Origin of the sequence: Winogradskyella haliclonae (assembly GCF_014635865.1) — a bacterium.
GTDB lineage: Bacteria > Bacteroidota > Bacteroidia > Flavobacteriales > Flavobacteriaceae > Winogradskyella > Winogradskyella haliclonae.
The window spans coordinates 957,453-974,189 of sequence record NZ_BMDQ01000001.1 but is presented as its reverse complement, the minus strand read 5'-3'; the positions used below and the strand labels follow the sequence as shown (position 1 = coordinate 974,189).

Here is a 16,737-nt window from a genome sequence, read left to right as displayed (position 1 = left end):
TTATAAGTTTTTTAAAGCGTCTTTAATTAATGTTTCTACATTGGCGTCTGGTTGCTGAGATATAAGTTTATCAATAACTTTTTCGGATTGTTTTTTATTGAATCCTAAAACCTCTAAAGCAGATAACGCTTCACTTTTGTTAGTATTGTTTAGTGTTACGGAAACTTCATCAATTCCATAAACCTTTAACACTTTATCTTTTAAATCTAAGATTACACGTTGAGCTGTTTTTGCTCCAATCCCTTTTACGGATTGAATTAAACCTACATCACCAGAAGCAATTGCGTCTTTGACTTGCTCCGGGTTAAGAGATGAGAGCATGGTCCGTGCAGTGCTTGCACCAACACCACTTACAGAAATTAATAATTTAAAGATTTCACGTTCTGTTTTTGTAGAAAAACCATATAGCGTGTGCGCATCTTCTTTAACCTGAAAATATGTATATAGTTTTAGATGTTCTTTGTCAGGAATTTGACCAAAAGTATGTAATGAAATGTTTAACAAATAGCCAACACCATTACAGTCAATAACTACATCTGTTGGATTCTTCTCAACAAGCTTTCCCTCTATGTGTGTAATCATGTAGTTAAAAAAAAGTTAATGCTCAAATGTAATAAAATTATTGAGACTAAAAAGCCTCAAAAAACAGGAATATCCTTACTTTTTAAGCTTGCGCTTTTCGCGTTCTTGTGCATCTATAACTGCTATTGCGGTCATATTTACAATCTCATCAACACTTGCATCTAGTTGGAGGATGTGTGCAGGTCTCCTTAGTCCCATCATTATTGGACCAATAGACTCTGCTTTATTTAACTCTTTTAATAACTTATATGTAATATTTGCAGATTCTAAATTTGGAAAAATAAGTGTGTTAACTTTACGTCCTGCTAATTTTGAAAATGGAAAAGTAGCTTGAAGCATTTCTGAATTTAAAGCAAAATCTGCTTGCAACTCTCCATCTACAATCATATCAGGATATGTTCTATGAAGGTATTCAACAGAATCTCTTACTTTTTCTGCGGTTTCATTTTCTGAAGATCCAAAGTTTGAATAAGATACCATAGCCATTACTGGTTCTATACCAAACATTTTTGCCGCATTAGAAGTCATTTGAGCAATCTTGGTTAAATCCTTAGCAGATGGATTGATATTAATAGCAGTATCACTCAAAAACATTGGCCCTCTTTGTGTCATCATAACATTAGTTGTAGCAATACGGGATACACCTTTAGACATACCTATAAGCTCTAACATTGGTTTAACCACACTAGGATAACTGCGCGAATAACCAGAAATTAATGCATCTGCATCACCTTCATTAACCATCATAGCTGCAAAGTAATTACGCTCACGCATAATTTTTCTTGCAGAATATTTTGTAACACCATTACGTTCACGACGTTTCCAATACGAATCGGCATATTTATTTTTTCGTTCTAATTCTTCATCAGATTTTGGATCAATAATAAGCACATCGGCATCGAACTCAATCTCTGTCATCAATTCTAAAATAGTATCTCTTCTTCCTAATAAAATAGGAATTGCTACACCTTCTTCATAAACAATCTGCGCAGCTTTAAGCACATCTAATTGGTCCGCTTCTGCAAAAACTACTTTTTTAGGATTAGTTCTGGCGCGGTTTAGTAGCAGACGTACTAATTTATTATCCGAACCTAATCGCTCTAATAAACTGTTTTTGTATTTTTCCCAATCTTCAATTGGTTCTTTAGCTACACCACTTTCCATTGCAGCTTTTGCTACAGCTGGCGGCACTTCTGCAATTAATCTAGGGTCAAAAGGTTTAGGAATTATATAGTCTCTTCCAAATGTTAGACGCGTTTCATTGTAAGCAATATTTACTTGTTCAGGAACTGGTTCTTTTGCTAATTTAGATAAGGCTTTAACCGCAGCCATTTTCATGGCTTCATTAATTTTTGTAGCTCTTACATCTAGAGCTCCTCTAAATATAAATGGAAATCCAAGTACATTATTTACCTGGTTAGGATGATCACTTCTTCCCGTAGCCATTATAATATCATCTCTTGTGTCTAGTGCTAATTGATAGGCTATTTCAGGATTTGGATTTGCCATGGCAAAAACTATAGGATTTATCGCCATTGTCTTTAGCATATCTGGCGTCACAATATCTGCCATAGATAACCCTACAAATACATCGGCATCAACCATTGCTTGATCTAATGTATCAATTTTTCTATTTGTAGAAAACTCAGCTTTTTGGCTCGTCAAATTATCTCTATTGCTTCGGATAACACCTTTACTATCTAACATAACTATGTTCTCACGTTTGGCGCCACATGATTGATATAATCGAGTACATGAAATTGCAGCTGCTCCAGCGCCGCTAACAACAATTTTAACGTCTTCTATATTTTTTTCAGCAAGTTCTAAAGCATTCAATAGTGCAGCTGCAGAGATAATTGCAGTACCATGTTGGTCGTCATGCATAACAGGAATATCTAACTCCTCTTTTAAACGACGTTCAATTTCAAAAGCCTCAGGTGCTTTTATATCTTCAAGATTAATCCCTCCAAAAGTAGGTGCAATATTCTTTACGGTTTCTATAAACTCATCAACATTTTCTGTATCGACTTCGATATCAAAAACGTCTATGTCCGCAAAGATTTTAAAAAGTAGCCCTTTGCCTTCCATAACAGGTTTAGAGGCTTCAGGACCAATATTTCCGAGACCTAAAACTGCTGTACCGTTAGAGATAACAGCAACTAAATTCCCTTTTGTAGTGTACTTATATACATTCTCTTTATCCTTATCAATTTCTAGACAAGGTTCTGCAACTCCAGGTGAATATGCTAGAGATAAATCACGTTGTGAGGCATACTTTTTAGTTGGAACAACTTTTATTTTTCCTGGTGTAGGTTTTGCATGATATACAAGGGCTTCTCTTCTTTTGCTCTGTTTGCTCATAATTTATAAACTAAATTAAGCGACAAAGATACGGATTGCTAGAGTTAATACTTAATCTTTTAAAAACTTAATATTTCGCTGTAATCCTGAGAATTTTGTGCGTTTAACTGCCGACTTTTTAAAGACCTTTCTAAAGGTATCTTCCGTTATTTCTTCCCAATCTTTTTTGGTCATTGACAACAATTCTGGATGCGGCTTAAAAAGAGGTTCTTTATGAGGTTTAGAAAAGCGATTCCAAGGACATACGTCTTGGCAAACATCACAGCCAAACATCCATTCATCAAACTTTCCTTTGAATTCTGATGGAATATTGTCTTTTAACTCTATCGTAAAGTATGAGATACATTTACTTCCATCAACCACATATGGTTCAGTAATCGCTTCTGTTGGGCAAGCATCAATACAAGCCGTACAAGTACCACAATGATCTGTTGTAGGTGTATCGTAATCGAGTTCTAAATCAATAATGAGCTCAGCAATAAAATAAAAAGACCCTGTTTTTTGACTTAATAAATTACTGTGCTTACCTATCCAACCTAAACCAGATTTTGCAGCCCAAGCCTTGTCTAAAACTGGAGCAGAATCAACAAAGGCACGACCATTAACTTCTCCAATCTCTTCATTAATAATATTTAGAAGCGCTTTCAACTTGTCCTTTATAACAAAATGATAATCGGTGCCATAGGCATACTTAGACAGCTTATAACTTTCTGCTGTTTGCTCCTCACCTGGATAATAATTTAATAATAAAGACACCACGCTTTTTGAGCCTTCGACCAGTAACGTTGGATCTAAACGCTTATCGAAATGGTTTTCCATATAACGCATTTCGCCATGCATATTTTTATTTAACCACGCTTCTAATCGTGGCGCCTCTTCTTCAAGAAATTCCGCTTTGCTTATACCACAAGACAAAAAACCGAGGCGTTTGGCTTCGGTTTTAATAAGTTCTGTGTATTTCGTTTTGTTATTAATCAAAATAACCCACCTTGAGTTGGTCCTTTAATTTTTCCTAAATGTTTATAGGCCTGCTCAGTAACTTCTCGACCTCGTGGTGTTCTCATTATAAACCCTTGTTGGATAAGAAATGGTTCATAAACTTCTTCAATAGTTTCAGAGCTTTCACTTACTGCAGTTGCTAATGTTGTTATACCAACTGGGCCACCTTTAAATTTTTCAATGATAGTCGTTAGGATTTTATTATCCATTTCATCCAAGCCATGCGCATCAACATTTAATGCTTCTAGAGCAAATTTTGATATTTTGATATCAATATTTCCATCCCCTTTTATCTGGGCAAAATCACGGACACGACGCAATAATGCATTTGCAATACGTGGCGTACCACGACTACGACCTGCAATCTCTATCGCTGCTTCCATAGTAATTGGCATATTTAATATCGCAGCACTACGTTGAACGATTGTCGTCAGTAATTCTGTATTATAATATTGAAGTCGGCTACTAATACCAAAACGTGCACGCATTGGTGCCGTTAATAATCCTGATCGTGTTGTCGCACCTACTAAAGTAAATGGTGCTAAATTGATTTGTACTGTTCTGGCATTGGGACCAGACTCTATCATAATATCAATCTTATAATCTTCCATTGCCGAATAGAGGTATTCCTCTACTATTGGGCTTAAACGATGAATCTCATCAATAAACAACACATCTCGTTCATCTAGATTAGTTAACAGACCTGCTAAGTCACCTGGTTTATCTAATACGGGTCCAGAAGTGACCTTTATACTAACACTAAGTTCATTAGCTAATATGTGTGCTAATGTCGTTTTACCTAAGCCAGGAGGCCCATGAAACAGTGTATGATCTAAAGCCTCATCTCTAAGATTAGCAGCTTGAACAAAAATCTTAAGATTCTCAAGTACTTGATCTTGACCAGTAAAGTCATCAAACGATAGTGGTCGCAATTTTTTTTCGACATCTAGTTCTTCAGGAGAATAGTTTTCGTTTGTTGGATTTAAGTTTTCGTTCATGCTAAAACAAATATAAAGAAAAAGCCTTTCTAAACTAGAAAGGCTTTTTCTTTATATTTAAATGTGAATCTATCTAATGATGTAATTCTTCCTCACCATCTTTCATAGGTACATTTTGAGGCACAAAATCATCATCATGTCCTGGCTTACTATAATCATAAGGCCAACGGTATACATGAGGGATAGCGCCTGGCCAGTTACCATGCATATGCTCTACAGGTGCTGTCCACTCTAAAGTATTAGACTTCCAAGGATTTTGTTCGGCTTTTTTACCGTAAAAAATACTTCTTACAAAGTTGTATAAAAACACCAATTGAGCCACACCAGCTATTAATGCAAATACAGTAATTACTGTTTGTGCATTTGTAGTATCATCAAATAGTGGGAAATTAGAATTTGTATAATATCGTCTCGGTAGACCTGCCATTCCTATGAAGTGCATTGGGAAGAACACGCCGTAGGCACAAATTGCCGTTATCCAGAAATGTAAATAACCTAGATTTTTGTTCATCATACGACCAAACATTCTTGGGAACCAATGATAAATTCCTGCAAATACACCGTACAATGCAGAGATACCCATTACTAAATGGAAGTGAGCTACCACAAAATACGTATCATGAACATTGATATCTAAAGCAGAATCTCCAAGAATAATACCTGTTAACCCTCCAGTAATGAATGTAGATACTAATCCTATAGAAAACAGCATTGCTGGATTCATCTGGAGGTTACCTTTCCAAAGTGTGGTGATATAATTAAATGCCTTTACCGCTGAAGGAATTGCTATTAATAATGTTGTAAATGTAAATACTGAACCTAAGAATGGATTCATTCCAGAGATAAACATATGGTGACCCCAAACAATTGTAGATAAAAATGCAATTGCTAAAATTGAAGCTACCATGGCACGATATCCAAAGATTGGCTTACGTGAATTGGTTGCAATAATCTCAGAAGTAATACCCAATGCTGGTAATAATACAATATATACTTCTGGATGACCTAAGAACCAAAATAAATGCTCAAATAAAACTGGAGAACCTCCTTGGTAATGCAATACTTCACCTTGAATAAATATATCTGATAAGAAGAATGAAGTACCAAAACTTCTATCCATAATTAATAATAGAGCTGCAGATAATAATACCGGGAAAGATATAATACCAATAACTGCAGTTACAAAGAATGCCCAAATTGTTAATGGCATTCTTGTCATAGACATTCCTTTTGTTCTTAAGTTTATTACGGTAACAACATAGTTAAGTGAACCTAGTAATGAAGATGCAATAAATATTGCCATAGACACTAACCATAATGTCATTCCCATTCCAGAACCACCTTGAGCCATTGGCAACGCAGATAAAGGTGGATAAATTGTCCAACCTGCCGCTGCTGGTCCAGCTTCAACAAAAAATGATAAAATCATTATTACACAAGACACAAAGAATAGCCAATATGATATCATGTTTAGGAAACCAGAAGCCATATCTCTTGCACCAATTTGCAACGGAATAAGGAGATTACTAAACGTACCACTTAAACCTGCTGTTAATACAAAGAATACCATAATGGTTCCATGAATGGTTACCAAGGCTAGATAAATATCTGCATCCATAACACCTTCTGGTGCCCATTTGCCTAATAAAGCTTCAAAAATTGCATTTGGTTGCTCAGGCCAGGCAATTTGCATACGTATCATTAAGGACATCATAATCCCGATAATACCCATAATAATTACTCCAGTTATTAAGTACTGTTTAGCAATCATTTTATGATCTTGACTAAAGATGTATTTAGTAACAAAAGTTTCTTTATGATGATGTACGTCGTGGTCGTCGTGAGCGTGTGTATCTGCTGTTGCTGACATAATCTTTATCTTTTCTTAATCAATTTTATTAATTTAATGAATTTGGGAACGTCTTTTGTTCTGCCATCCATGTATCAAACTCTTCTTGTGTTTCAACTACAATTTTCATTTGCATGTTGTAGTGAGATTTACCACATATTTTATTACACAAAAGTAAATAGTCAAATTGGTAATTTAAATCTTGACCTGCTTCTTCAATTTCAGCTTTACGCTCCAAACGAAGTGCATTAATATTAGCCACTTTATCCTGTATGTCTGGATTTTGACGCATTTCTGCTGTAGTCACAGTAGGTGTAAATCCAAATTGCGTTACCATACCTGGTACACAGTTCATCTGTGCTCTAAAGTGTGGCATATACGCAGAGTGTAAAACATCTTGAGAACGCATCTTAAATAATACAGGTCTACCTACTGGTAAATGTAATTCTGTAACAATGACATCATCTTGAGCATTTGGGTCATCTTCATCAACACCTAAAATATTAGCGCGATCTAAATCGATTAATCTAACATTAGCTTTACCTAGTACATTATCGTCTCCTCCATATCTAGCTTTCCAGTTAAATTGTTGCGCATATAATTCTACAACCATTGGGTCTTCACTTTCGTCAATATTCATAATATCATTCCAAGTAAATAATCCATAGATAATAAGACCAGCTAAAACAATTACAGGTATTATAGTCCAAATGGCTTCAAGTGTATTATTGTCTGCATAAAATAATGCTTTACGCCCTTTTTCGCCTTTATATTTATAGGCAAAATAGTGTAATAAGAATTGCGTAATGGTTTGTACTATAAAAATTACAACCATAGAAATAACCATTAAACTATCTAAACCAGGCCCATGTTCAGATGCCGAGTTAGACATTAATGGCAAATCTCCTAAGTAGACAAAACTCGCAATAGTAATGGCATAAATGAAGATTAAAAAACCTATCATCATGTAACCATTAAATGTATTATCCTTGTCTGTTGCTACTTGATTGTTTGATGCACCTACTTGTGCCAAATCAAAAATCTTAACCATCTGCCACATGGCAACGGCTACAAATAGTACTATTATAAATATTAACAAAGTTGTCATTATCGTTTCAGTTCTAAATTTTTAATTAATAATGAAAGTTTTCACTCTCCTTAAGGAAAGGATTTCCTTTTGCCAATAATGGCGCTTTACTTAATGCCGTAAATACAACAAATAAGAATATTCCAGCGAAGAAGCATATAGCTCCTAACTCAGGTGCTCCAATAAACCATCTATCACTAACTGTTGCAGGCATAATCATGTTGAATATGTCTAAATAGTGGCCACATAATATTACGATACCAGCCATAACAACAAACCATGGAATACGCTTGTAATCGCTATTCATTAATAGTAATAATGGGAATACAAAGTTCATAGCTACCATACCAAAAAATGGTAATTTATAGTCCTCAATTCTTGCTACGAAGTATACTACTTCTTCAGGTATGTTTGAGTACCATATTAACATAAACTGAGAGAACCATAAGTAGGTCCAGAAAATACTGATACCAAACATGAATTTAGCTAAATCATGTAAATGACTGTCGTTAACAAACTCTAATAAGCCTTTAGATTTTAAGTAGATGGTTATTAATGCAATTACTGTAATACCACTTACAAACATACTTGCAAACACATACCAACCAAATAAGGTAGAGAACCAGTGAGGATCAACACTCATAATCCAATCCCAAGACATCATAGACTCTGTGTAAATATAAAACACAAGGAATGCCGCGGATATTCTAAAATTCTTTTTGAAGTTACTATTACCTTCTACTGTATCTTGAGCGATAGAAAACTTACGCGAAAAATAACGGTAAGCAGACCAACCTGCAAGGAATATAATTCCTCTGGCAAAGAACCAACCTTTGTTTAACCAACCTTCTTTAGCTTGAATAATTTCATCGTGTGCAACTACCTCAGGATCCATCCAGATAAATAGATGAGAGCCTCCAAAAGCAGCAACTAATAACACCAAAATACCACCTGGTAATACATAAGCAGTGATACCCTCCATGACTCTAAAAAGTACTGGCGACCAACCTGCTTGAGAAGCATATTGAATAGCGTAAAAAGCTAACACGCCTAAGGCAATCATAAAGAAGAAAAATGCCGCAACATATAGTGCCGCATATGGTCTATTGTGTATTTGATGTAGCACGTGCTCTTCATGTGTCATTTCATGACCTTCTTCAGCATGCTCGTCACCTTCTGAAGCCTCAACAACATAAGCAGAAGCACCACCATGCTCATCACCATGTGAAGCATCTCCATGCCCTTCGTCATGATGACCATCATTCATATATTCAGATACATTGTCTTTGGTAACGGCATGAGAACTCATGTAGCCCCAACCCCAAAGCAAACCGCCAACAAGTACTAATATGATTGACGCTATCTTTAATCGATTTGAAATTTTATATTCCATTTATATAATCTTTATCTAAATCTTATTTTTCTAAATCAGCTTTCAGTTTTTCAACATAAGCTACTACTTGCCAACGTTCTTCATCACTCATAAAGTTAGCATAAGAACCCATTGAGTTTAACCCGTAATACATAACATGATAAATACTTCCTTCTGTTAACTCTCTTGTATCATAGCTAGGTACACCAAGAATTTTTTCTCTTTTCATTAAAGTCCCTTGTCCATCACCTTTATTACCATGACAAATCCCACAATAAATATCGTAAAGCTCTTTTCCTCTATCATAATCAACAGCGGAAGAATCTAAAGGACTCTTTAATTCGGCTTTTGCCTTGTCGTATCCTTCAGTTGAGTCTTCAAAATCATATAAAGAATAACCTCTTGGAATAGTTCCATCAACAGGTAATTGCGCTTCAACACCATTTGCAAATGCATCAGATTCTTGGTAAGCTTCATAACCTACAGATTGATACATGTTTGGCATATATTGATAGTTACGTCTTGATTTTTTATTACAAGACACTATACTTAATAGCATTACTAATACTACTGTTATTTTTAGTGTAGTCTTCATATTAATGTGCGTCTTCGTCTTTATCAATAATATTAATCTCAACAGCACCTGTTTCTTTTAACAAGCTTGTTAAGTCCGCTTCGTTATTATGGATAGCTATTTCCATAAGGAAATGGTCATCTGTTGTTCTTGGGTCTGGATTTTCAGCTTTCTTAAAAGGCCACATTCTACTACGTAAGTAAAATGTTATTACCATTAAGTGAGCTGCAAAAAACACAGTAAGCTCAAACATAATCGGTACGAATGCTGGCATGTTTTCTAGGTAGCTAAAACTTGGCTTACCACCAATATCTTGAGGCCAATCTTTAATCATGATAAAATTCATCATCACAATTGCAACAGTTAAACCAACACAACCATACATGAATGCTGTAATTGCAATACGTGTAGGTGCTAATCCCATAGCCTTGTCTAGTCCATGCACAGGAAAAGGTGTGTATATTTCTTCGATATGATGCTTTTCTGCCTTTACCTTTTTAACGGCAGACATTAAGATATCATCATCGTTATAAATAGCATGAATTACTTTTGAAGCTGCTTCCATATCTATTATTAGTTTAATAAGTTTTTAGCTTGTCCTGCCCAATCATCACGTTCTGCTCTTCCAGGGAAAGAACCTGTAATTGAATCTAACAAGTCATATTCTTTTTTGGTCATCTTACTTACTTGAAGGAATGTGTAAATACCAATACTATTTAACACGTCTTCCATTTTAGGTCCGATACCATTTACTTTCTTTAAATCATCTGCAGTTTCAGTAGCAGCATCAAAGGATCCTATGCTTCCTAAAAGGTCACTAACTTTAGCATCGTCATTAGATGAAGATGAATCAGAGCTTGATGTACTAGCTATTTGAGCAGTTGATGAAGATGTTCTATCATCAGCTCCTGTCCCTACTAAGCTATCACCACGCTCTCTAATTTTTTTGTAACGCTCACCTGAAGACTTCAGGATTGTTTTAACTTCTGCTTGGGCTATTACTGGGAATGTACGTGAGTACAATAAGAATAAGACAAAGAAGAAACCTATTGTTCCGATAAAGATTCCAATATCAACAAATGTTGGAGAGAACATAGACCATGATGATGGTAAGTAATCTCTATGTAATGACGTTACAATAATTACAAAACGTTCAAACCACATTCCTATGTTTACTACAATAGAAATAAAGAAAGAGAACATAATACTTGTACGTAATTTTTTAAACCACATAAACTGTGGTGAGAACACATTACATGTCATCATTGCCCAATATGCCCACCAGTAAGGTCCAGTAGCTCTATTTAAGAATGCATATTGCTCATACTCTACACCTGAATACCATGCTATAAACAACTCTGTAATATAAGCCACACCTACTATAGAACCCGTAATCATAATGACAATGTTCATTAACTCGATGTGCTGTACGGTAATATAATCTTCAAGATTACATACTTTACGCATGATGATTAATAAGGTATTTACCATAGCAAATCCTGAGAAAATCGCACCAGCAACAAAGTATGGTGGAAAAATCGTGGTATGCCACCCTGGTATGACTGACGTTGCGAAATCAAACGATACAATCGTGTGTACAGACAATACTAAAGGTGTTGCTAAACCAGCAAGTACCAATGATACTTCTTCAAAACGTTGCCAATCTTTAGCACGTCCAGACCAACCAAAACTTATAAGAGAATAAATTTTCTTTTGGAAAGGCTTCACAGCGCGATCTCTAATCATGGCGAAGTCAGGTAATAAACCTGTCCACCAGAATACTAATGATACAGATAGGTATGTAGAAATTGCAAATACATCCCAAAGTAATGGCGAGTTAAAGTTTACCCATAACGAACCAAATTGGTTAGGAATTGGTAATACCCAATAGGCTAACCATGGACGACCCATGTGAATAATTGGAAATAACCCTGCTTGTACAACTGAGAAAATGGTCATCGCTTCCGCTGAACGGTTAATAGCCATACGCCATTTTTGACGGAATAATAAAAGTACAGCAGAAATTAAGGTTCCTGCGTGACCAATACCTACCCACCAAACAAAGTTTGTAATATCCCAAGCCCAGTTTACAGTCTTATTAAGACCCCAAACGCCGATTCCTGTAGATATGGTATAAATAATACAACCTATTCCCCAAAGGAATGCTACAAGAGCAATACTAAAAACAATCCACCAAGCGCGATTTGCTTTTCCTTCGACAGGTCTAGCAACTTCGACAGTGACGTCGTGATAGGATTTTTCTCCAGTTACTAAAGGTCTTCTAATAGGTGCTTCGTAATGAGACGCCATAATTATATATTGATTTCTTTATTAATTTAAGATTCTTTCGTATTTCTAACTTTCGTATGATAGAATACATTTGGTTTTGTACCAACGTACTCTAATAAATGATACATACGGTCATCTTCTTTTAATTTGGCAACTTGACTTTCTTTGTCATTAACGTCTCCAAATATCATGGCGCCACTTCCACAAGCTGCTGAACAAGCTGTTTGGAATTCACCATCTTTAACTTCACGTCCATCACGTTTAGCATCCAAAATAGTTTTCTGTGTCTTTTGAATACAGAATGAACATTTTTCCATTACACCACGAGAACGAACTGTAACATCTGGGTTTAATACCATACGTCCTAAATCGTCATTCATAAAGTAATCGAACTCGTCATTTTGGCTATATAAGAACCAGTTAAAACGACGTACTTTGTATGGACAGTTATTTGCACAGTAACGTGTACCTACACATCGGTTATATGCCATATGGTTTTGACCTTGACGTCCGTGTGCTGTTGCTGCAACAGGACAAACTGTCTCGCAAGGCGCATGATTACAATGCTGACACATTACTGGTTGGAATACTACCTGAGGATTATCATTAGGATTTTCCATTTCTCCAAACTCACTTAATGAGCTTCCTAAACCAGAAATGTTTTCCTTCTTTTCTAAATCATGACTGAAGGTATCTTCTGATGAGTAGTATCTATCAATACGCAACCAATGCATATCTCTACTACGTCTCATTTCAGACTTACCAACTACTGGCACATTGTTTTCTGCGTGACATGCAATGACACATGCACCACAACCTGTACAAGCATTTAAATCTATCGATAAGTTAAAGTGATGTCCTACAGAACGATCAAACTCATCCCATAAATCTACATCAGGAGATGTTACAGGTGTTTCGATATGATTTAATGATACTTCAGGAATTGAGTTCCAATATTTTTTATCTTTTGTGTTGAATACCTCTAAAGTCGTTTCTTTAATGATATCTCCACGTCCCATTAGTGTATTGTGTAACTGTACACAAGCAAATTCATGTTCTCCAGCAGCTTTAGAAATAGAAACCTCTTGAACTGCATTAAAGTTTTGATATAATGGGTAGGCGTTTACACCTGTTTGCATTTCTGCTTTAAGACCAGACGTTCTACCGTAACCTAATGCTAAACCTACTGAGCCTTTTGCTTGACCTGGTTGAATTAATACCGGCACATCTTTAACAGTTACACCATTTACAGTAACGTCTACTTTGCTACCATTAAGTCCACCGTTTGCAACGTTTTCATTTACTAAACCTGCAGCGTCTGCATCTGCCTTAGAAATCGTTAAATAATTATCCCAAGATGTTCTCGTTATTGGGTCTGGGAATTCTTGTAACCAAGGGTTATTTGCTTGTTGCCCATCTCCTAAACCAGTTTTGGTATAGATTGACAATTCCATGCCGCTTGACTTGGCAGAAGCTGCTAAAGCTCTTGCTGCATTTCCATTTGGTACTTCAGCATCATCATTATCTGTGATTACTTCTTCAACTTCAGAATTTGAAGTAGAAACAAACACACCATCATGTAATGCCTGGTTATAAGACGCACCATTGAGGATACTCTCTTTCCAAGTTGCTTTTATATAATCGTTATAAGCTGTTGCATTGTCTGTCCACGTTAATAATACATCCTGAAATTGTTTTGTATCAAATAAAGGACGAATTGTAGGTTGCATTAATGCATAGTGGCCTGTTTTTATTTCAACATCTCCCCAAGATTCTAAGTAATGAGGTGCTGCTGCAATATAATCACAGTTTACAGCTGTTTCGTCTTGCTTCATAGAGAAAGCAATAGACTTGGTTTTCTTTAAACCTTCAGCAAAATCGGCTGCATTTGGTAATGTATACATTGGGTTAACCCCAACCATTACTAAAGCACCAACTTTACCAGCTTTCATATCGGTAACCAATTGCATTACTGCTTTATCGTTACCTTGCTTTGTACGTATTGTAGTTGTTAAATCAAAAGCTTTACTTGATAAGGCCTCGTTAAGCTCTAACACAACAGTTTGTGCATTTACATCTTGTATTCCAGTAACTACAACACCATTACTGCCAGCTTTCTTTAATTCTGAAGCAGCAGCTCTAACGGCTTTATCTAAATTTTCTGGAAGATTACCACTAACCCCATTTCCGGTAACATAGCTATATAGTTTAGCTAATGCCAAACGTTGTTCACTTGGCTTCATTGGCACACGCTTATCTGCGTTAGCACCAGTTAAAGACATATTAGATTCAAACTGGATATGACGAGACATTTTCCCGTGGTCTGGAATACGTTTATTTGCATAAGCAGAATCAAATCCACCACCTTGCCAATCGCCTAAGAAATCTGCACCTACAGAAACAATAGTCATGGCTTTAGAAAAATCATAATTTGCTAAAGCACGTTTACCATATTTTGCTTGAAACGCATCTAATGCTGCAGATTCTGAAACCGCATCGTAAGATACGTGACGCACATTACCATACTTTTCTTTAAACTCTCCAACTAATTTTGATGTTGATGGACTTGCAAAAGTTTGCGTTAAGAATACAATTTCTTTATCGCCAACTTCGCTTAAAATCTTTTTAGTGTCTGCATTAAACACTCCCCATGAAATAGCAGCGTCGCCTTTCATTGGTCCTTTAACACGTAAACTATCGTATAAACCTAAAATTGAAGCATTGACTCTTGCATTGGCATGACCATTGGTTTTTGCCAAATCGTTATTCTCTATTTTTATTGGTCGACCTTCTCTTGTTTTCACTAAAACACTAGCAAAGTCATAACCATCTGCAATTGTAGTTGCATAATAGTTTGCAACACCAGGAATAATCTCCTTTGGCTGTACTACGTATGGTATAGACTTTACAACTGGTCCTTCACAGGCTGCTAAAGACGCGGCTGCTGTACTAAAACCAACATATTTTAAGAAATCACGACGCGTTGTAGATGAAGATTCTAATGTTTCTTTATCTCCTAAAAACTCATCTGTTGGTATTTGTTCAACAAATTCGTTTTGTTGTAGCGTCTCAACAATAGGGCTATTTTCGTTTAGCTCCTCAACACTTTTCCAGTATTTCTTGTTTGATGACATATAATTGTGAGTTACTTCTTAATTATTAATAATGACACTTACCGCATTCTAATCCACCCATCTGCGCTGCAGTTAACTGCTCAACTCCATATTTCTTAGATAATTGCTCGTGGATTTTTGTATAATAAGCGTTGTCTTTAACTTTTACATTTGTTTCTCTATGGCAATTGATACACCAACCCATTGTTAATGGTGAGTGCTGGTACATAATTTCCATTTCTTCAACTGGACCATGACATGTCTGACACTCAATACCAGCAACAGAAACGTGCTGCGAGTGGTTAAAGTAAGCAAAGTCAGGTAAGTTGTGAATACGTATCCATTTTACCGGACTTGTTTCTCCTGTATATTTTTGATTAGCTTCATCCCAACCAACAGCTTTGTATAATTTTTGAATTTCAGCATTATAATCCACACCATACTCTTGTCCTTCTGCTAAAGTTTCTGCTGCAACTTCTCCGATGCTCTTATGGCAATTCATACACACATTCAAAGAAGGAATGCCTGAATGCTTACTCACTCTTGCTGATGAGTGACAATACTTACAATCTATCTTGTTATCTCCAGCGTGAATTCTGTGCGAATAATGTATTGGCTGTACAGGTTCGTAACCTTGATCCACACCAACTTGCATTAAGTATCCGTATACAAAATACCCACTAGCTAATAATAAAGCTATGGATGTTACCAATACTAAGAACTGATTTTGAACAAAGGCTTTCCAAATCGGCATTCCTTTTTCACTCTCAGCAACCTCAATACCTTTAGCCTCTGCAAAGCGCTTTAATGTTCTATTAACTAAAACCAATGCCATTGCTAATAAGCCAAATAACAAGGCTAGTGCTCCAAGGATTATTGAATTTGAAGTTGAATTACTTCCACCACCTTGACCTCCAGTCGGGTCTTCATCAACAATAATTGGTTCTGGTTTAGGAGCTGCGGTGTATGCTAAAATATCCGAAATATCTTGATCACTTAACTGCGGAAACGCGTTCATCGCCGTTTGGTTATACTCATTCCAAATTTTATTGGCATAGGCATCACCAGATTTAATCAATGCAGCACTATTACGAATCCATGCATTTAACCATTCTCTATCTAAACCTTCATCTTCTGCTAATCTAGCCTCTACATTACGTAAGGCAGGACCAGTCATCTTCTTATCTAATTTATGACAAGCAGCACAGTTAGTATTAAATAAGGTTTTTCCTTTTACTGGATCACCATCTTGGGCCAAAACGGTAGTTGAAAACGTAAGTAATAATATAAAACCTAAACGAAGAATATTTGAGGTTAAATTACGGTAGATAACGTGTTTCATATGTATAGTTGAATTATCTTCTAAAGTTTGGTATGATTTTTTCGATAAAATATGATAAAACCATGGTTCTAAAAACTCATGCAAAAATAAGGCATAAAGTCGATTTTAGAAATGTTAGAGAAGTCATAATATTTAATTTATAAACATTCTAAATAACAATATAATCGTTGA

Annotated in this window: 12 protein-coding genes; all 12 read right to left on the bottom strand. The window is 35.9% G+C overall.

The annotated features are described in order from the left end of the window. Positions 1 to 582: a Holliday junction branch migration protein RuvA gene (ruvA, locus tag IEV10_RS04365; RefSeq protein WP_188373469.1), complete on the bottom strand. Its 582-nt coding sequence runs from the start codon at positions 580 to 582 to the stop codon at positions 1 to 3. Between the two features lie 75 nt (positions 583 to 657). After that, complete coding sequence (locus IEV10_RS04360) at positions 658 to 2,943, bottom strand: NADP-dependent malic enzyme (protein ID WP_188373468.1); 2,286 nt, start codon at positions 2,941 to 2,943, stop codon at positions 658 to 660. A 51-nt stretch (positions 2,944 to 2,994) separates the two neighbouring features. Beyond that, a complete protein-coding gene (gene queG / locus IEV10_RS04355; RefSeq protein WP_371862926.1) occupies positions 2,995 to 3,921 on the bottom strand; it encodes a tRNA epoxyqueuosine(34) reductase QueG in 927 nt (308 codons plus the stop codon). Continuing rightward, a complete protein-coding gene (ruvB, locus tag IEV10_RS04350; protein WP_188373467.1) occupies positions 3,918 to 4,940 on the bottom strand; it encodes a Holliday junction branch migration DNA helicase RuvB in 1,023 nt (340 codons plus the stop codon). The genes queG and ruvB overlap by 4 nt, the downstream gene beginning before the upstream one ends. 73 nt (positions 4,941 to 5,013) lie before the next feature. Then, positions 5,014 to 6,810: a cytochrome c oxidase subunit I gene (locus IEV10_RS04345; RefSeq protein WP_188373466.1), complete on the bottom strand. Its 1,797-nt coding sequence runs from the start codon at positions 6,808 to 6,810 to the stop codon at positions 5,014 to 5,016. Positions 6,811 to 6,838: 28 nt separating this feature from the next. Continuing rightward, complete coding sequence (locus IEV10_RS04340; protein ID WP_188373465.1) at positions 6,839 to 7,897, bottom strand: cytochrome c oxidase subunit II; 1,059 nt, start codon at positions 7,895 to 7,897, stop codon at positions 6,839 to 6,841. Between the two features lie 25 nt (positions 7,898 to 7,922). Continuing rightward, a complete protein-coding gene (locus IEV10_RS04335; RefSeq protein WP_188373464.1) occupies positions 7,923 to 9,269 on the bottom strand; it encodes a quinol:cytochrome C oxidoreductase in 1,347 nt (448 codons plus the stop codon). 22 nt (positions 9,270 to 9,291) lie between these two features. Continuing rightward, positions 9,292 to 9,843, bottom strand: coding sequence for a c-type cytochrome (locus IEV10_RS04330; RefSeq protein WP_188373463.1), 552 nt, complete (start codon positions 9,841 to 9,843; stop codon positions 9,292 to 9,294). Between the two features lies 1 nt (position 9,844). After that, the gene (locus IEV10_RS04325) at positions 9,845 to 10,387 is read right to left on the bottom strand and encodes a DUF3341 domain-containing protein (protein ID WP_188373462.1); all 543 of its coding nucleotides are present in this window, start codon (positions 10,385 to 10,387) and stop codon (positions 9,845 to 9,847) included. A gap of 8 nt (positions 10,388 to 10,395) precedes the next feature. Further along, a complete protein-coding gene (locus IEV10_RS04320; protein WP_188373461.1) occupies positions 10,396 to 12,132 on the bottom strand; it encodes a helix-hairpin-helix domain-containing protein in 1,737 nt (578 codons plus the stop codon). A gap of 26 nt (positions 12,133 to 12,158) precedes the next feature. Continuing rightward, a complete protein-coding gene (locus IEV10_RS04315) occupies positions 12,159 to 15,245 on the bottom strand; it encodes a TAT-variant-translocated molybdopterin oxidoreductase (RefSeq protein ID WP_188373460.1) in 3,087 nt (1,028 codons plus the stop codon). A gap of 25 nt (positions 15,246 to 15,270) precedes the next feature. Then, positions 15,271 to 16,566 carry a c-type cytochrome gene (locus IEV10_RS04310; RefSeq protein ID WP_188373459.1) on the bottom strand — a complete coding sequence of 432 codons (1,296 nt, stop codon included), beginning with the start codon at positions 16,564 to 16,566 and terminating at the stop codon, positions 15,271 to 15,273. Positions 16,567 to 16,737 lie beyond the last annotated feature (171 nt).